This window comes from Curtobacterium sp. VKM Ac-2884, from assembly GCF_015350945.1.
Lineage (GTDB): Bacteria > Actinomycetota > Actinomycetes > Actinomycetales > Microbacteriaceae > Curtobacterium.
Genome location: NZ_JADKSA010000004.1, coordinates 297,968 through 315,182, shown reverse-complemented (window position 1 = coordinate 315,182; position 17,215 = coordinate 297,968). Strand labels below are relative to the sequence as shown.

Genomic DNA, 17,215 nt, shown 5'->3' with positions numbered 1-17,215 from the left:
TGTCCGTGGTCGCGTTCGAGATCGTCGAATCTGGGGACGCGTCAGCGACCCGGTGACAGGATGAGTCGTGTCCGCAACGATCCGCGCCATCGGAACCGCCGTCCCGGAGACGACGCTCGAGCAGGCTGCCGTGCGAGACCTCTTCGCTGCGCAGCCCGAGCTCGGTCGTCTCGGCCGGCGGCTCGTCCCCGCAGCCTTCGACGCCTCGGCGGTCGAGCACCGGCACACCGTGCTGGCCGAACTCGACCGGAGCCGTCCAGCGGGCGCGTTCCGCGACGCGGACGGCGCGCTGCACTCGCCCTCGACGGGCACCCGCAACGACCGCTACCGCGAGCTCGCACCGACGCTCTTCGTCGAGGCTGCTCGTGACGCCCTGAACCGCGCGGCCGTCGACGCGGCGTCCGTCACCCACGTCGTCACGGTGTCGTGCACCGGCTTCACGCAGCCCGGCCCGGACCTGGACATCGTGACCGAGCTCCGCCTGCGCCGTGACGTCTTCCGCCACCACATCGGGTTCATGGGGTGCTGCGCGGCGTTCCCGGCGCTCCGGATCGCGGCCGCGTTCGCCGAGGCCGACCCGGACGCCGTCGTGTTGGTCGTCTGCGCCGAGCTCTGCACCCTGCACGTCCGCGCGAGCGACGACCCCGACCAGATCGTCGCGAACAGCGTCTTCGGGGACGGTGCCGCCGCTGTCGTGGTCACCGCCGACGGCCCCGGCCTGCGCCTCGACGCGTTCGCCACCGCCGTCGTGCCCGAGAGCGCCGGCGAGATGGCCTGGAACATCGGCGACGAGGGCTTCGAGATGGTCCTGAGCACCGCGGTCCCCAAGCTCGTCGGCAGCAGCGTCGCCGAGGCCGTCGCGTCGCTGCTCGACGGACCGGCCGCCGACGTGCCGGTGTGGGCCGTGCACCCCGGGGGGCGTGCGATCCTCGACCGCACGCAGCAGGCGCTCGACCTGCCGGACACGGCGATCGCGGCGAGCCGGACGGTGCTGCGCGACCACGGGAACATGTCGAGCGCGACCGTGCTGTTCGTGCTCCGCGAGGCCCTCGACGCCGGGATCCCGGACGGTGCTGCCGTCGTGGCGCTCGCCTTCGGCCCCGGTCTCACGGTCGAGAGTGCGCGACTGACCACGGTGCGCACGTGAGCCGTCCTGACGGCGGCTCCACGGGCCTCCCGGTCCTCGACCTGCGCACGCGCGCGGTGGACCTGACCGAACTCATGGACGACCCGGACTGTGACCCGCGCGCGCTCGCGCGGACCTTCCGGCGCTTCGCCCTCGTCAACGCCCTGGTGAGCGGCTGGCGATCGGCGTGGCGGACCCACGTCGTTCCGGCCCTGCCGGTGAACGGCCGCGCCCGGGTCCTCGATCTCGGGTGCGGCGGCGGCGACCTGGCCCGGGCCGTCGTGCGGTGGGCGGCGAGCGACGGGTTCGACGTCGAGGTCGTCGGGGTCGACCCGGACCCGCGGGCGATCGACGCGGCGAACCGGCGGGCACCGCGGGGTGTCACCTTCCGGCAGCAGTCGAGCGGTGACCTGGTCACGGCGGGCGAGCGGTTCGACGTCGTGGTGTCGAACCACGTCCTGCACCACCTGGGCGACGACGAGCGGAACGGGTTCCTGGCGGACTCGGCGGCGCTCGCGTCGGGTCGCTGTGTGCACTCGGACATCCGTCGGTCACGCGAGGCCTACCGGGCGTACGCGCTGGCATCGCCGCTGGTGTCCGCGGGGACCTTCGTCCGGGTCGACGGCCTGCGGTCGATCCGCCGGTCCTTCACCCTGGCGGAGCTGCGGGACACGCTGCCGACCGGGTGGCGAGCGGAACGGGCATCGCCGCACCGGGTGCTGGCCGTCCGCGACGCCTGACGGTCAGGGCACTCCGCGAGCCGGGCGGCCACGTCCGCTAGCGTCGCCGGTATGGCTGCGTTCCCACTGCACCGCGTCGCGGTCCTGGTGCTCGACGGCGCGAAACCGCTCGACGTCGGGATCCCCGCGCAGGTGTTCTCGAACCGGCCGAGCATGCCCTACGAGGTGCGGGTGTGCGGCCCCCGGGTCGGTCGGATCACCGGCGGCGACGGGTTGGCCTACGCGGTCGACCACGGGCTGGAGGCACTGGACTGGGCCGAGACCGTCTTCGTGCCCGGCTACCGCCGCCCGTCGGACTCGGCGCCGCCGACCGACGTCGTCGGGGCACTCGCGCGGGCCCACGAGCGCGGCGTCCGCATCGCGGCGATCTCCACGGGGGCGTTCGCGCTCGCGGCAGCCGGGCTGCTCGACGGCCGCCGGGCGACGACGCACTGGCACTACACGCGGGTGCTCCGTGAGCGGTACCCCGAGGTGGACGTCGACGAGGACGTGCTATTCGTCGACGCGGGCTCGGTGCTGACGAGTGCCGGCGCCGCGAGCGGGATCGACCTGTGCCTGCACATCGTCCGACAGGACCACGGTGTGGCGCTGTCGAACCACGTCGCCCGACGGCTCGTCAGCGCCCCGTACCGCAGCGGCGGCCAGGCGCAGTACGTGCCGCGGAGCGTTCCCGAACCGCTCGGCGACGTGTTCGCCGACACCCGGGAGTGGGCGCTCCGGCACCTCGCCGAGCCGCTCACGCTCGAAGCGCTCGCGCGGAACGCCACGGTGTCGACCCGGACGTTCTCACGCCGGTTCGTGGAGGACACCGGGTACACGCCGATGCAGTGGGTGCTGCGGGCGCGCGTCGACCTCGCGCGGGAGCTCCTGGAGCAGTCGGACCTCGGCGTCGACCAGGTGGCCGAGCGAGCGGGCCTCGGCTCCGACGCGAACCTGCGGACGCACTTCCGGCGGATCCTCGGGACCTCGCCCACCGAGTACCGACGGACGTTCCAGGACTGACCGCGCCGTCGCGGCGGTGGTGGCGACATCCTTTCGGACGCTGGCGTCCCTGCCACTGGAGCCGTGCCTCCCGGCCCGTGAGCATGGACCACGGAACGAAAGGAACTCCACATGACCCGCATCGCCATCAACGGCTTCGGCCGCATCGGCCGCAACACGCTCCGCGCCCTGCTCGCACGGGGCGGTGACGACCTCGAGGTCGTCGCCGTGAACGACCTGACCGCCCCCGACACGCTCGCGCACCTGTTCCGCTACGACTCCGCCCTCGGGCCGTTCGACGGCACCGTCGAGGTCGACGGCGACACACTCGTCATCGACGGCCGCCGCGTCCGCGTGCTCGCATCGACCTCGCCGGCGGACCTGCCCTGGGCCGAACTCGGCGTCGAGGTCGTCCTCGAGTCCACCGGACGCTTCACCGCACGCGACGCGGCAGCCGGCCACCTGTCCGCCGGCGCCCGACGGGTCCTGATCAGTGCGCCGGCCACCGGAGCGGACGCCACCATCGCGTACGGCGTGAACTCGGACACGTTCGACCCGGCCGTGCACACGGTGATCTCGAACGCGTCGTGCACGACCAACGCGCTCGCACCCCTGGCATCGGTGCTCGACGACCTGGCGGGGATCGAGCACGGGTTCATGACCACCGTGCACGCGTACACGCAGGAGCAGAACCTGCAGGACGGGCCGCACCGCGACCTGCGTCGGGCCCGCGCTGCCGGTGTGAACATCGTGCCGACGACGACCGGGGCGGCCAAGGCCATCGGGCTGGTGCTGCCCCGCCTGGAGGGCAAGCTGTCCGGTGACGCCATCCGCGTGCCGGTGCCCGTCGGGTCGATCGTCGAGCTGAACACCGTCGTCTCGCGGGACGTGACCGTGGACGAGGTGAACGAGGCCTACCGTGCCGCGGCTTCCGGTCCGCTCGCCGGGGTCCTGGCGTTCACGGCGGACCCGCTCGTGTCGACGGACATCACCGGGCGGCCGGAGTCGAGCATCTTCGACTCGCTGCTCACCCGCGTCGACGGGGGCCGGCACGTGAAGGTCGTCGCCTGGTACGACAACGAGTGGGGCTTCTCGAACCGCGTGGTCGACACGCTCGGGATGCTGGCGCGCGCGTAGGCCGCGGGCCGAGGGCCGCGGGCCGCGAGACTCGGCCTGAGCGACAGTTCTCGCGCTCTGGAGCGCGAACCGTGTCGCTCAGACCGAGTCTCGGGTGACGTCGGCAGCGCGTCAGCGGATCAGCGCGGTCGTGCTCGCGAAGGCACGGAAGCGCACGGCCTCGCGGTACCGCTCGAGTGCGGCGTCGTCGGCACCGACCGACTCCAGCGCCGCGAGCCCTGCGCCGAGCACCGGGGGATCGGTCACCCAGGTCGGCACCGCTCCGGGGACCCGGGCAGCGAGCCCGTCGACGACACCGTCCACGAGCAACGGGTGCCGAGCAGCGAGCACGCCGCCGCCGAGCACGACGGGCACCGGCTCGGCCGCCGAACCACCGAGGCCCAACCGCTCGAGCGCGACCGCGGCGAGCAGGACGATCTCCTCGGCCTGCCGTTCGACGACGCTCGTCGCGACGGCGTCTCCTGCTCCTGCGACCTCGAACAGCACCGGGCAGAGCCGGTTGAACACCCGCTGGTCCAAGCGGCCGAAGTGGATTGCCTCGGTGACCTCGCGGACGCTGCGCAGGCCCACCGCCGCCGGCACCGCGTCGACCAGTGCCGTCTCCGGACCGCGCCCGTCGTCGGCCCGCGCCGCGTGCCAGAGGGCCCGGTTGCCGAGCCATGCGCCGCCACCCCAGTCGCCGGAGACGTCCCCGATGGCCGGGAATCGTGCGGTCGTGCCGTCGGCCCGCACCGCGAGGGCGTTGATCCCGGTGCCGCACACCACGGCCGCGGCGTCGGGGGACAGGGTGCCGGCCCGCAGCAGCGCGAACAGGTCGTTGTCCAGGACGTGCGGTTCGCCGCCGTCCTCGGCCCAGTGCGCGAGGGCCGCGGTCGCCGCGACGAGCTCGTCGTGCAGGTCGAGCCCGGCCAGGTACACGTGCGTCGTCCGGATGCGCCGGTCGCCCAGCTCGCTGACGACCCGCGCGCGGACGTCGTCGAGGATCGGGCCGGCGAGGTCCCATCCCCGCGTCTGCGGGTTCGACCCGGGACCGCGTGCGTGCCCGACGATGGTCCCGTCGAGCGCGATCGCGACGACGTCGGTCTTGCTGCCGCCGCCGTCGACGGCGAGCACGACGTCGGTGGCGTCCGGCGGGACCGGCGCGGGCGGACGGGAGGCTCGGGCCGGGCCCGCCTCGCCGGTCCGGCTCAGCCCGCCCACGTCACCTGCTCCGATCGCGCCCACGGGATGTGTTCCGCGTTCGCGGCCAGGAGCAGGTCGGTGAGCTGCTCCGCCTTGTCCACCTGCCCCACGAGCGGGTGCGCCCACATCGCGCGGAGCACCCGGTCGCGGCCGCCGTGCACCGCGGCGTCGAGCGCGAGCCGCTCGTACCCGGCGACGTGCGACACGAGACCGACCATGTCCGGGTCGAGCGGGGAGACCGGCAACGGCGTGATCGCCTGGCGGGTGACGCGCGACGGCACCTCGATGACGTGGTCGTCCGGCAGGAACGGGAACGTGCCGTCGTTCCGCACGTTCAGGACCTGCACGTCGCCGCGGTCGCCGAGGATCGAGGACAGCACGTCGATCGCCGCCTCGGAGTAGTAGGCGCCGCCGCGCTGCTCGAGTTCGGCGGGCTTCGTCACGACGGACTCGTCGGCGTACTTCGCGAGCAGGGCCCGCTCGGTCTCCATGACGGCCTCGGCACGGGTGGGTTCGTGCAGCTGCTCCTGCAGCACGATGTCGTGCGAGTAGAAGTACCGCAGGTAGTACGAGGGGATCGCGTGCTGCAGGCGGAGGAGATCCGGGTGCATGTGCACGCTCTCCGCCGTCCGGCCGAGGGCACCGTCCGACTCGGCGAGCAGGTCCGCCATCACGTCGCGCTCGACGCCGTCCGCGCCCGTGACGTGCACGCCGCGCTCCCACGTCAGGTGGTTCAGGCCGACGTGGTCGAGCCGGACGTGGTCGGGGGCGACGCCGAACTCCTTCGCGAAGCGGCGCTGGAACCCGATCGCGACGTTGCACAGGCCGACGGCGCGGTGCCCGGCTTCGAGCAGGGCGCGGGTGACGATGCCGACGGGGTTCGTGAAGTCGACGATCCAGGCGTCCGGCTTGGCGTGCTTCCGGACGAGTTCGGCGTACTCCAGGACGACGGGCACGGTGCGGAGCGCCTTCGCGAACCCGCCCGGACCGGTGGTCTCCTGCCCGATGCAGCACGCTTCGTGCGGCCACGTCTCGTCCTGCTGCCGTGCGGCCTGCCCGCCGATGCGGAGCTGGAACATGACGGCATCGGCGTCGGTGACCCCGGCGACGACGTCGTCGGTGACGTGGATCGTGCCGGGGTGGCCAGCGTGCGCGAACATCCGCTTGGCGACGCCGCCGACGAGTTCTCGGCGCACCGGGTCGGGGTCGACGAGCCAGAGCTCGTCGATGGGGAGCTGGTCGCGGAGCCGGGCGAAGCCGTCCACGAGTTCGGGGGTGTAGGTGGATCCGCCACCGACGACTGTGAGTTTCACTGGAGCTGCTATCCCTTCACGCCGGTGAGCGCGATGCCCTCGACGAATGCCTTCTGTGCGAAGAAGAAGATGATGACGACGGGGACCATGACGACGACGGTCATCGCCATCGTCATCGACCAGTCGGTGCCGTGCTGTCCGCGGAACGTGGCGAGCCCGTACGCCACCGGCCAGGCGGCCTGGTTCTCGGACGCGTACAGGAGCGGGCCGTAGTAGTCGTTCCACGAGTGGAAGAACATGAAGATCGCCGCCGACGCGATGCCCGGGCGGGCCATCGGGACGACCACCCGCCAGAGCACGCCCCACTCGCTGCAGCCGTCCATGCGGGCGGCGTCGCCGTACTCCTTCGGGATGGTCATGAAGAACTGGCGGAGCAGGAAGATGCTGAAGGCGTCGCCGAGCAGGTTCGGCAGGATGAGCGGCCACAGGGTGCCGGTCAGGTGCAGGTGCGACCACATCACGTAGACCGGCACCGCGGTGACCTGCGGGGGCAGGAGCATCGCGACGATGATCACCGTGAAGATCAGGTTCGCGCCCTTGAACCTGATCTGGGCGAGCGCGTAGGCCGCCGGCACCGAGCTGATGAGCATGAACGCGGTGGCGAGGACGGCGTACATCGACGAGTTGCCGAACCACTGCGTGAGCGGCAGCTCGGTGAACACCCGCGCGTAGTTCGAGAAGTCGAACGGCCGGGGCACGATCGACGCCGTGAGGGCCTGGTTGCTCGACATCAGCGAGGTCAGGACCACGAACACGATCGGCGCGATGGTCAGGACGCCGAGGGCCACCAGGGCGGCGTGCTCGGCGATCCACACGAGCGTGCGACCGCGCGGCCTGCCGGTGCGGGGAGCGGAACCCCGGGGCGCCCGGGTGAGCGGGGACTGGGACACAGCGGTCATCAGGACTCCTCCGGCCGGAACACACTGATCCGGCGCATCGTGAAGACGAGCACCACGGCGGTGATCACGAACAGGACCACGGCCATGGCGGACGCGTAGCCGAACTGGAAGTTCGCGAACCCGTGCTGGTAGAGCAGCTCGGTGTACGTGAGCAGCGAGGTGCCCGGGTAGCCGAGCTGGGCGGCGGTCCCGCCACCGATCGTCGCCTTGCCGCTCGCGACGCCCGAGGCGACGGCCGCTTCGGTGAAGTACTGCAGCGCGGCGATCACCCCCGTCACGGCGGCGAACCCGATCACCGGGGCGATCGTCGGCAGGGTGATGTGCCGGACCTGCTGGACGCCGTTCGCACCGTCGAGCGACGCGGCTTCGTACAGGTCGCGCGGCACGTCGAGCAGCGACGCCAGGAAGATGATCATGATGTCGCCCATCACCCAGACGCCCAGGATCACGAGCGACGGCTTCGACCACGCCGGGTCGTTGAACCACAGCGGGCCGTCGATGCCGAAGACCCGGAGGATCTGGTTCACCGGCCCGGTGCCCGGGTTGAAGAGGAAGACGAACGCCACGACGCTCGCGACCGGCGGGACGAGGGCGGGCAGGTAGAACAGCGTCCGCCAGAACCCGGTCGCCGTCTTGGCCCGGCTGAGCAGCCCGGCGACCAGGAGTCCGCACACGATCCGGACCGGTACCAGGATGACGACGAACCACAGCGTGTTCACGACCGCCGGCCCGATCTGCGGGTCCTGGGTGAACAGGAACTTGTAGTTCAGCAGCCCGACGAACTCGGGCTCCTGCAGCTGGTTGTAGCGCGTGAACGAGTAGAAGATCGACGCGACGAGCGGGTAGGCGAAGAAGATCACCAGGCCCGCCAGGGCCGGCGCGAGCATCGTCAGGGCGACGAGGCGGCGCCGGGACTCTGCGGAGCGGGGCCGACGTCGCGGAGCCGCCGGGGGCACCGGACCGGACCCCGTCGGGTCCGTGGGCCGGGCGGCGCGGGCGAGCCGCGCCTCCCGGCCGGTCGTCTTGGTGGTGAGGCTCATCACGGACCAGCCAGCTGGTTCGCGTTGTCGATGTCGGAGTCCAGCTTCTCGAGCTTCGCGTCGAGGTCGCCGCCGTTCTGCTGGTAGGCCTGCCAGAACTTCGTGAAGGTGCCGATGTAGGCGGCGCCGTCCGCGGTGCCGGGCGAGGTCATCGTGTCCTTGTTGCCCGCGACGTCGACGAAGGTCTTGTAGTTCTCGTCGACCTCGAGGTCGGGGGACTCCAGCGCCGAGGTGAGCGTCGGGATGTTCTTCAGACCGTTGCCCATCGTGACCTGCGCGTCGGTGTTGGTGGACAGGTACTTCAGGAGCGCCCAGGACAGCTCGGGGTTCTTGGACCCCTTCGCGATGCCTGCGACGTTGCCCGCGATGTACGTCGAGCCGTAGTTGCCGAGGCCGTCCATCACCGGGGTCGGGGACGTGCCGTAGTCCAGGTCCGGCTTCTGGTCCTTGAGGAACGCCGTGCGGTACTCGCCGTCGATCTGCATCGCGACCTGACCGGTCTGGAACGCGTTGTCGGCCGCGAACTCCTGCCCGAGGCCGGAGGTGAAGGCCTTGAGCTTGTCGTAGCCGATCTCGTCGACGAAGCCCTTCTGCCAGGTGATCAGCTTCTTCCACGCGTCGGACGTGCCGATCACGCTGTTGCCGTCCTTGTCGAGCCATGAACCGTCGACCATCGGCGCCCAGTGCTCGGGGGAGTTCTCGTAGAAGTCGATGAGCGGGTTGAAGCCGAGCTGCTTGATGGAGCCGTCGGCGTTGTACGTCGTCAGCTTCAGCGCGTCGGTCTTGAGCTCGTCGAGCGTCTTCGGCGGGGCCGTGATGCCCGCCTTCTCGAGCAGCGGCTTGTTGTACATGAGCGCGCTGACGTCGGCGAGGGCCGGCAGGGTGCAGCGCGTGCCCTTGTACTGCGTGTACGACTGCACGGCCTTCGGGATGTCGGACAGGTCGACCTTGTCGCGCTTGATGTACGGCGACAGGTCGCGGAACGCCCCCGAGGAGCAGAAGCTGCCGACGATGGCGGTCGAGTACGACAGACCCACGTCGATGTTCTGGCCGGACGAGATCGCCTTCTGCAGCTTCTCGTCGTCCTGTCCGGCGTGGATGTCGACGGTGACGTCGGGGTTGGCCTTCTCGAAGCCCTCGACGGCGGTCTTCACGACGCCGGCTTCACGGCCGGTGAAGAAGTGCCACAGGGACACGGTGCCCTTGAGCTCCTTCGGGGCGCTCTTCTCGATCGAGTCGGCGCTGCTGCCGGAGCTGCAGCCGGCGACGACGAGGGCGCCGACGGCGGCGACGGCCGTGGCGGTGGCGATGCGGCGGAACACCCGGCGGCGCGGGACGTTCGGTTCGGGGAGGGACAAGGCGGTACTCGCTCTCTGGTCTCGCTCCGTCGCCGTCCGTTTCCGGGCGCTGCCCGTTTCCGGGCGCGACGAAGAGCCCTGTGACAGGGCTGGGTGATGGTGCCTCGAGTGGTGCGGGTGGAACGTTCAGGGGCGCTCGACGGGGTCCGGCGTCGGGGCATCGTCACTGATGCGCTCGAGCCGGTCCGCGAGCGCGGTGCGGACGACGTCGATGAGGACGTGCCGCGCACCGTGCAGGACGGGGGTGTCGGGGACGCCGGGCGCGACCACGGCGGTGGACCAGCGCGAGCGGGTCCGGAGCCAGGCGGTCACGGCGGCGGCCAGGGCGGGGCCACCGGCGATCCCGGTCGGGCCGTGCAGGACGACCGTCTCGGGATCGGCCACGGCGAGGGCGGGGAGCACGTTGTGCCCGACGCGCTCGCCGAGGGCGACGGTGAAGGGGTGCTGCTCGGGCAGGCCGGGCAGTTGCGGGAGCACCTGGCGCCAGTCGGCTGCGGTGCCGTCCGGTGCCGTGATCCCGTGCTCGGCGGCCAGGGCGATGATCGCGGACTCGGAGATGAGGTCCGCGACGATCGTGGCCGTCGGGTCGATGGAGCGTGCGTCTGCGGGCACGCTGAGGTAGCCGATCTCACCCGCGGCACCGGAGGCACCGGTGTGCAGGTGACCGTGCAGGTCGAGGGCCATGCCGAGGCCCTCGGCCATCCAGAAGAGCGCGAACGACCCGGGAGCCCGCCCGGCGCCCATGTTGCGTTCGGCGATGGCGGCGAGGTTGGCGTCGTTCTCGACGACGACGTGGACGCCGAGCTCGGCGGAGAGGGTCGTGCTGACCTGCTCACGAGGCCAGCCGGGCAGTCCATCGGTGAAGATGAGGGTGTCGGTGGCGTGGTCGACACTCGCCTGCACACCCACGGCGACGGCGGTGACGAGCTCGGGGTCCACGCCGGCCGCGGCGGCTGCACGGGAGATCGCGGCGGCGACGATGTCGGCGCCGGGGGAGCGCACCTCGGCCTCGGACATCCGGTGCGTGGCGACCGGGAACGTGCGACCGGCGGCGTCCACCACGGTCGACCGGACGTCGACGAGCTGGACGTCCACCGCGACACCGAGGTCGCGGTCGGTGATCGCTTCGTACACGACGGCGCTCGGCCCGCGGCGCCCGGCCTGCGTGTCCGTGCCGGCCTGGCGGATGAGCGCAGCCGACTCGAGCCGGCGGATGATCTCGGCAGCGGTGGGCTTGCTGAGCCCGGTCCGCTGCGCGATCTCGTTGCGGGTGAGCGGGCCGTCGTCGAGCAGCAGCTCGAGGGCCGCACGGTCGTTCAGGACGCGCAGCAGACCGGGCTGGCCGGGGGTGCGTCCTCGTGTGGTCATGTCGAGGACTGTAACGGACAACCTTCTTTACTGAAAGGTTTGTTTACCGATTCGAAACACGCGTTCTGCTGCGCGAAACGTGCCGCCCCGACGGAGGCGCGCCGGACGCCGGCCGGGCGCCGGTGAGCGACCGGCGCCTACGGCCGCAGCAGCACCTTGATCGCCCGGCGCTCGTCCATCGCCCGGTACGCCTCGGCGGCCTCGTCGAGCGGCAGCTCCAGGTCGAAGACGCGCCCCGGGTCGATCGCTCCGGACAGCACGTCGGGCAGCAGCTCCGGGATGTACTTCCGTGCCGGCGCCATGCCACCCGCGACGGCGATGTTCGTGTCGAAGAGGTAGCGCGTACCGATCGTCGGCACGCCGTGCGGGACCCCGACGAAGCCGAGGTTGCCGCCCGCGCGCACCGAGTGCAGCGCCTGGTCCATGCTCTCCTCGGTGCCCACGGCCTCCACCGCGCAGTCGGCCAGGTCGCCGCCGAGCAGCTCGCGGATCGCCGCGACGCCCTCTTCGCCACGGGAAGACACGATGTCCGTCGCGCCGAACTCACGTGCCAGCGCCTGGCGATCGGCGTGCCGGCTCATGGCGATGATGCGCTCGGCACCGAGCCGCTTCGAGGCCAGGACGGCGGACAGGCCGACCGCGCCGTCGCCGACCACCACGACCGTCTTGCCCGGACCGACCGCCGCCGACACCGCAGCGTGGTGCCCGGTGGAGAAGACGTCGGACAGGGTCAGCAGCGACGGCACGAGCGCCGGGTCGACGGGGCCGGGCACCGCGACGAGCGTCGCGGACGCGTCCGGGATGCGGACGTACTCCGCCTGGGCGCCGCCGACCGGGTCGCCGTACGCGTCCTTCCCGCCGAAGCCGGACAGGTGGTCGCAGCCGCTGGTCATCCCGTGGCGGCAGGCCTGGCAGGTGCCGTCGTTCATGGTGAAGGGGGAGATGACGAAGTCGCCCTCGTGCAGGTCGGTGACCGCGTCGCCGACGGCGACGACCTCGCCGACGAGTTCGTGCCCGATCGGCCGGGGCTCCTTCGTCTTCGTGACGCCGCGGTACGGCCACAGGTCCGAGCCGCACACGCAGGCGGCGACGACCTTGACGACGACGTCCGTCGGGGTGAGGACCGAGGGGCGGTCGCGCTCCTCGACGCGGATGTCGTTCGGGGCGTGGATGATGGCTGCGCGCACGGGAGGCCTTCCGTCGAGATGGTGGGTGTCGGCGCGGTCGACGTCGTCCGGGCCGACGTCGACAGTACCCTCGTGCGGGTGGACGACGACCGGTACGGCGGGGACGTGCTCTCGGGAGACTGGCGCTCCCGCGGGGTGAAGAAGGTGCGGCAGGTGCCGCTCGAACGAGACATGGTGCTCGAGGACCCGGACTCCGGGTGGGCCGGCGCCGTCGTCGGACTCGAGGCGGGCAACATCGCGCTCGAGGACTGGAAGGGCCGCACCCGTTCCTTCCCCTTCACCGGGCAGTTCCTGCTCGAGGGCGAGCTCGTGACGCTGGGCCGCCCGCAGGCGCCGGTCGGCCGGTCTGCCGCAGCCGCTGCCGGCTCGCCGGGTTCGCTGGGTTCCGTTCACTCGGACTGGAGGCCCGGGGCCGCGCCCGCCGTGCGGCAGACGTCCGACGGTGGTCGCCTCCGCACCGCGTCCGGATCGTTCGCGGTGGAGTCGCAGCGTGCTCGGGTGGCCCTGCCCTCGCGCATCATGGTCGAGGGCAAGCACGACGCCGAACTGGTCGAGAAGGTCTGGGGAACCGACCTTCGCGTCGAGGGCGTCGTCGTCGAGGAGCTCTCCGGCGTCGACAACCTCGCGTCGGTGCTCGATGCGTTCCAGCCCTCGCGAGACCGTCGCGTCGGCGTGCTCGTCGACCACCTGGTGCCCGGGTCGAAGGAATCCCGGTTCGCCGACGCCGTGATGCGTGGCAAGTGGGGAGCGCACGTGCTCGTCGTCGGGCACCCGTTCGTCGATGTCTGGCAGTCCGTGAAGCCCGCACGCGTCGGACTGCAGGCCTGGCCGACGATCCCGCGGTCGATCGAGTGGAAGAAGGGCATCTGCCAGGCGCTCGGGTGGCCGAACGCCGAGCAGGCCGACATCGCCCGGGCGTGGCAGCGGATCCTCGGGCAGGTGCGCACCTTCGCCGACCTCGAGCCGCAGCTGCTCGGCCGCGTCGAGGAGCTCATCGACTTCGTGACGGAACCCAAGGCCTGAGAACCCGGCCGTTCTGGGTCGGCGAGCGGAATGAGCGGGTGATCCGCGCCTCCGCTCCGTATCGTTGGGGCATGGACGGCATCGACGGACGCGTGCGCAGCGCTGTCGACGTCTGGCTGCGCTGGCTGCCACGCTGGCAGATCGGGACCGCGCGCCCGCGCACCCGCATCTGCCGGAAGTGCACCGGGTCCCCGATCGCGAGTGCCGCCGGCTTCGGGCAGGACGTCCCGCACGCCGTCCAGCACGCGCTGATCGGCCGGATCTCGACCATCGTCGAGGACGCCGTCGACGACTACACCGCCAAGAACCTGCCGCTGCTGCAGCGCGAGCTCGAGCGGGCCGCGGCGCGGAAGCGGCACGCCGGGTACCAGCCGGCGGAGGGGTTGTCGCCCGAGTTCCAGGGCCTCGACGTCGATCCGGAGCCCTCGCCGGGTTCGCCGTTCCTCTTCACGCTCGGGGAGCTGGCGGGGACGGGCGCGGGCGAGCAGGCACCGAGGGAGCCGCTGTCCGACGAGGCCAAGGCGGCGCTCCGGCACGAGATCGAGCTGTCCGACGAGTGCGCTCGCTCGACCGGGACGGCGGTGTGCCTGGCGCTCATCGACCACCGGCCCCGCATCGCCGAGGCGGTCGAGCGCCTGGTCGAACCGCAGATCGAGGCACTCGTGTCCGACATGTTCCGCGGGTTCGACGGTCCGGACGAGGGGCCGCGCAGCGGGCTGTTCTAGCCGTGGCGCGCGCGGCGCGGCGCGCGGCGGTGCGGTGCGCGCGGCGCGCGGCGGCGGCGGTGGCGGTGGTGGCGGTGGCGGCGAAGCCCGCACCGTGCGGAGTCCCGCGATCCGTGCGGGGTTGCCCGCTCCGTGCGCCCTTGTGGCACCGCACCGAGCCATCACTGCTGCACAGGCCGGCGAAGCTCGCACCGTGCAGCACTCGGGAACCTCGCACGTGCCCATGAAGCTCACACCGTCCACCCTGGGCCGCACCGTGCACGTCACGCTGAACCTGCACCGGCCGGCGAAGTTCGCACCGAGCGTGGTCCGTCAGTCAGCGGGGAAGCAGCGTGCGGCCGGGGACGACCGTGCCCCGGAGCGAGCGGTGCTCGACAGCACGCGTCGGGTCGTCGATCCGGCCGATGACGAGGTCGATCGCCTCGCGGCCGATGCGTTCGATCGGCTGCTCGAGCGTCGTGAACCCGATCCAGTCGCTCGCGAGGGGGTACACGCCGTCGAACCCGGTGACCGACAGATCGTGCGGGACCCGGACACCGCGGCGAGCGAGCGCCTCGCACACGTCGAGCATGAGCCGGTCCGTCGGGCACATCACCGCGGTCACGTCCGACTCGTGCATCGCGTCGACCAGGTCAGCGGCGAGGTCGTCGGGCGGCCGCACGAAGCTGGCGTCGATGTCGATGACCCGGACACCACGCGCGCGGAGCCGTTCGACCATCGCCGTCGAGCGGGCGTGCTGCGTGATCGCGTTGTCGAGTGGGACGGTGAGTACGGCGACCGTGCCGTGGCCGGCGTCGGCGACGGCGTCGGCGATGGTCGCGCCACCGTCCACCTCGTCGCAGTACACGCTGGACAGTGCCGGGTGGAGTTCGGGCCGACCGGCGACCACGGTGGCGATCCGCGGTGCGAACTCGGCGATGTCGGTCGACGGCATCAGGCCGCTGCAGACCACGAGGCCGTCCACCCGCATCGACACGAGTGCGGCGAGTGCGGACTTCTCGTCCTCGACACGGCCGACACCCGTGGTGGTGACGACGCGGTAGCCCAGCTCGGACGCGCGGCGCTCCATCACGGCGTGCAGTGCGGTGTAGACCATCGACGACGCGTCGCGGACGAGCATGCCGATGGTGTGCGTCCGACCGCTGACGAGCCCGCGTGCCATGGCGTTGGCGACGTACCCGAGCTCGGCTGCGGCGCGCTCGACCCGCTCACGGGTCTCGTCGGAGAACCGTCCGGTGCCGGACAGGACACGGCTCACCGCGGACTTCGAGACGCCTGCTCGTGCGGCGACGTCGAGGATGGTCGGCTGGGACCCGCGGCCACCGTTCACGCGTCGGACACTGCGGCGTCTCGTCCGGACCGCGACGCGGTGAAGCGCAGCACCCCGCGGGCGATCGCGCGCCATCCGAGCAGGAACACCCCGAGCACGATCGTCGCGACGATGACGAAGGAGATCGGCAGCGGGTTGCCGTCGACGTCGCCCTGACCCGTGGCGACGCGGATCGCCATGCCGACGAACACCGTGAGGATCCAGACGACGACGCCGGTCGGCCAGAAGCGCAGTGGGCGCGCCCAGGCTCCGCTCGTCACGTACCCGATCGCCCAGCCCGCCAGGAACGGGTAGGCGGTGGTCCAGATGCCCAGTGCGGTGTTGCCCTCGCCGTGGGAGGAGCGGCCGATGAGCGCGAAGACGACGATGAGGACGACGTCGATGACGGCTGCGAGCCAACCCCAGGTGCGTGTGTTCACCCGGACAGTCTCGCAGCCTCCGGTGGTGGGACTCATTCCTCCACACGGCATGCGGGCGGTGATCCGTCCACAGGGCTCGTGTCCGGCGCTGCATTCGTCCACCGGGTTCCCGACCATCGGGGCATGTCGATGAACCTCAAGCTCGCACCAGTCCCCGAAGTCCTCACCTACCGAACATCAGCGCAGCGGCCGGACGAGTCCGACGTCATCAGACGACGGGCGGCGGCAGGAGAGCTCATCCGGGTCGCACGCGGTCTGTACGCGGAGGCCGCTGGATGGGCAGCACTCCGAACCACCGAGCAGCACCACGTCCGCGTGCGCTCGTTCGCCGACCGCATCCGGCCAGGAGACCTGGTGTCCCACGTGTCCGCGGCGGTGGTCTTCGGCGTGCCGCTCCTGACCCCGCCACCGACGCGGATCCACGTGACCTCGAGCGGCGGCGACCGGCGGACCACCAACGCGACCTTCATCGTGCACGCGGACCTCGACCCCGAGCGGAACCGACGAGCAGTGACGACACCGGATGGGCTGGTGCTGTGCGGGCTGGAGCGGCTGGCGACGGATCTGGCGCTCACGCTGCCCTTCACCGATGCGATCGTCGCCCTTGACTCGCTCCTCCGCCGTGCGGTGGAGCGAGACCTGGTCCGGTCGGCCATCGAGCGGCGGGGACAGAAGGGCCGGTGGCGAGCACTGCGGGCCGTCGACTTCGCCGACGCCGCGTCGGACTCACCCGGGGAGTCCTACGCACGCGCCCGGTTCGACCAGTTCGGTACGCCGACCCCCGTCCTCCAACACCGGTTCCGGACGGCGGGCGAGCCGGACATCGTCGTGGACTTCTGGTTCCCGGAGTCCGGGGTGGTGGTGGAGTTCGACGGTGCCGTGAAGTACCAGCGCAGTGAGTACCTGCGCGGGCGTACCCCTGAGGAAGCGCTACTCGACGAGAAGATCCGAGAGGACCGTCTCCGCGCGTTCCCCGAGGTCCGAATCGTGCTCCGGCTGACCTGGTCCGACCTGCGGAACGAGTGGACCCTGCGGGCGAAGCTCCGTCAGGCTGGCGTGCGGATGTCGCGCTGAGACCGCTCGACCGCTCACCGTGCGACTTTGTTCCGGCCCTCAAGGCGGCGCACGGTGCGAAGTCGCGCGGTCAGCGGCAGGAAGTCAGCTCGGTGCGAGGTCATCGGTGGGTCCGACCGACTTCGCACCGTGCGACATTCGCCGCTCGGGGATGAGCTGCCCGCTCGGTGCGAAGTTGTAGGCGGGCACGGAGCGGTCAACCTCGCACCTGGTGGCGAGGCCGGCACGGTGCGGGCGCGCCGTCGCCGACCCCGCGCCACCGACCCCGACTCCGACCCGCCCCCGCGCCGCCGCCGCCCGCGCGGCCCCCGGA

16 protein-coding genes are annotated in these 17,215 nt (G+C 71.7%); 7 read left to right on the top strand and 9 right to left on the bottom strand.

The window, feature by feature from the left end; all coding sequences use genetic code 11:
• Positions 1-67 precede the first annotated feature (67 nt).
• The 4 genes from ITJ60_RS13045 (at position 68) to gap (ending at position 3,984) form a co-directional block, all read left to right on the top strand.
• On the top strand, positions 68-1,147 hold the full coding sequence (locus tag ITJ60_RS13045; protein ID WP_194648215.1) for a type III polyketide synthase: 1,080 nt from the start codon (positions 68-70) through the stop codon (positions 1,145-1,147).
• Entirely contained in the window at positions 1,144-1,866 is a 723-nt protein-coding gene (locus ITJ60_RS13040) for a methyltransferase domain-containing protein (RefSeq protein WP_194648214.1), read from the top strand. The genes ITJ60_RS13045 and ITJ60_RS13040 overlap by 4 nt, the downstream gene beginning before the upstream one ends.
• Positions 1,867-1,917: 51 nt before the next feature.
• Positions 1,918-2,868, top strand: coding sequence for a GlxA family transcriptional regulator (locus ITJ60_RS13035; protein WP_194648213.1), 951 nt, complete (start codon positions 1,918-1,920; stop codon positions 2,866-2,868).
• A gap of 111 nt (positions 2,869-2,979) precedes the next feature.
• The gene (gap, locus tag ITJ60_RS13030; RefSeq protein WP_194648212.1) at positions 2,980-3,984 is read left to right on the top strand and encodes a type I glyceraldehyde-3-phosphate dehydrogenase; all 1,005 of its coding nucleotides are present in this window, start codon (positions 2,980-2,982) and stop codon (positions 3,982-3,984) included.
• Positions 3,985-4,095: 111 nt separating this feature from the next.
• On the opposite strand, the gene ITJ60_RS13025 is transcribed toward gap, so the two are convergent.
• From ITJ60_RS13025 to ITJ60_RS12995, 7 genes are all read right to left on the bottom strand, one after another.
• Entirely contained in the window at positions 4,096-5,184 is a 1,089-nt protein-coding gene (locus ITJ60_RS13025) for an N-acetylglucosamine kinase (RefSeq protein WP_323749175.1), read from the bottom strand.
• On the bottom strand, positions 5,172-6,479 hold the full coding sequence (locus ITJ60_RS13020) for a 6-phospho-beta-glucosidase (RefSeq protein WP_123340745.1): 1,308 nt from the start codon (positions 6,477-6,479) through the stop codon (positions 5,172-5,174). Before ITJ60_RS13020 ends, ITJ60_RS13025 begins: the two co-directional genes overlap by 13 nt.
• Before the next feature lie 8 nt (positions 6,480-6,487).
• Complete coding sequence (locus ITJ60_RS13015; RefSeq protein WP_123340746.1) at positions 6,488-7,378, bottom strand: carbohydrate ABC transporter permease; 891 nt, start codon at positions 7,376-7,378, stop codon at positions 6,488-6,490.
• Positions 7,378-8,418, bottom strand: a complete 1,041-nt coding sequence (locus tag ITJ60_RS13010) for a carbohydrate ABC transporter permease (RefSeq protein ID WP_228510209.1) — start codon at positions 8,416-8,418, stop codon at positions 7,378-7,380. The genes ITJ60_RS13015 and ITJ60_RS13010 overlap by 1 nt, the downstream gene beginning before the upstream one ends.
• Positions 8,418-9,776, bottom strand: a complete 1,359-nt coding sequence (locus ITJ60_RS13005; protein WP_228510207.1) for an extracellular solute-binding protein — start codon at positions 9,774-9,776, stop codon at positions 8,418-8,420. Before ITJ60_RS13005 ends, ITJ60_RS13010 begins: the two co-directional genes overlap by 1 nt.
• A 126-nt stretch (positions 9,777-9,902) precedes the next feature.
• Positions 9,903-11,144 carry an ROK family transcriptional regulator gene (locus tag ITJ60_RS13000; RefSeq protein ID WP_123938924.1) on the bottom strand — a complete coding sequence of 414 codons (1,242 nt, stop codon included), beginning with the start codon at positions 11,142-11,144 and terminating at the stop codon, positions 9,903-9,905.
• 137 nt (positions 11,145-11,281) lie between these two features.
• Positions 11,282-12,331 (bottom strand): zinc-binding dehydrogenase, encoded by a 1,050-nt coding sequence (locus ITJ60_RS12995; protein ID WP_194648211.1) that lies wholly within the window; start codon positions 12,329-12,331, stop codon positions 11,282-11,284.
• A 78-nt stretch (positions 12,332-12,409) separates the two neighbouring features.
• Here ITJ60_RS12995 and ITJ60_RS12990 point away from each other — a divergent pair, with 78 nt between their 5' ends.
• Both ITJ60_RS12990 and ITJ60_RS12985 read left to right on the top strand, forming a co-directional pair.
• Positions 12,410-13,354, top strand: coding sequence for a DUF3097 domain-containing protein (locus ITJ60_RS12990; protein ID WP_194648210.1), 945 nt, complete (start codon positions 12,410-12,412; stop codon positions 13,352-13,354).
• Between the two features lie 71 nt (positions 13,355-13,425).
• Positions 13,426-14,079, top strand: coding sequence for a spermidine/putrescine ABC transporter substrate-binding protein (locus ITJ60_RS12985; protein WP_131845375.1), 654 nt, complete (start codon positions 13,426-13,428; stop codon positions 14,077-14,079).
• A 316-nt stretch (positions 14,080-14,395) separates the two neighbouring features.
• Here ITJ60_RS12985 and ITJ60_RS12980 read toward each other — a convergent pair whose 3' ends face one another.
• Positions 14,396-15,409: a LacI family DNA-binding transcriptional regulator gene (locus ITJ60_RS12980; protein WP_307861001.1), complete on the bottom strand. Its 1,014-nt coding sequence runs from the start codon at positions 15,407-15,409 to the stop codon at positions 14,396-14,398.
• The gene (locus ITJ60_RS12975) at positions 15,406-15,828 is read right to left on the bottom strand and encodes a DUF3054 domain-containing protein (protein WP_323749174.1); all 423 of its coding nucleotides are present in this window, start codon (positions 15,826-15,828) and stop codon (positions 15,406-15,408) included. Before ITJ60_RS12975 ends, ITJ60_RS12980 begins: the two co-directional genes overlap by 4 nt.
• A 123-nt stretch (positions 15,829-15,951) precedes the next feature.
• Here ITJ60_RS12975 and ITJ60_RS12970 point away from each other — a divergent pair, with 123 nt between their 5' ends.
• Complete coding sequence (locus ITJ60_RS12970) at positions 15,952-16,902, top strand: hypothetical protein (protein ID WP_194648207.1); 951 nt, start codon at positions 15,952-15,954, stop codon at positions 16,900-16,902.
• The last annotated feature ends 313 nt before the right edge of the window (positions 16,903-17,215 follow it).

Excerpts from the sequence above, each read along its gene's own strand:
- ITJ60_RS13035 (WP_194648213.1), top strand. The coding sequence starts at position 1,918 with ATGGCTGCGTTCCCACTGCACCGCGTCGCGGTCCTGGTGCTCGACGGC.
- gap (WP_194648212.1), top strand. The coding sequence starts at position 2,980 with ATGACCCGCATCGCCATCAACGGCTTCGGCCGCATCGGCCGCAACACG.
- ITJ60_RS13015 (WP_123340746.1), bottom strand. The coding sequence starts at position 7,378 with ATGACCGCTGTGTCCCAGTCCCCGCTCACCCGGGCGCCCCGGGGTTCC.
- ITJ60_RS13010 (WP_228510209.1), bottom strand. The coding sequence starts at position 8,418 with ATGAGCCTCACCACCAAGACGACCGGCCGGGAGGCGCGGCTCGCCCGC.
- ITJ60_RS13000 (WP_123938924.1), bottom strand. The coding sequence starts at position 11,144 with ATGACCACACGAGGACGCACCCCCGGCCAGCCCGGTCTGCTGCGCGTC.
- ITJ60_RS12985 (WP_131845375.1), top strand. The coding sequence starts at position 13,426 with ATGGACGGCATCGACGGACGCGTGCGCAGCGCTGTCGACGTCTGGCTG.
- ITJ60_RS12970 (WP_194648207.1), top strand. The coding sequence starts at position 15,952 with ATGTCGATGAACCTCAAGCTCGCACCAGTCCCCGAAGTCCTCACCTAC.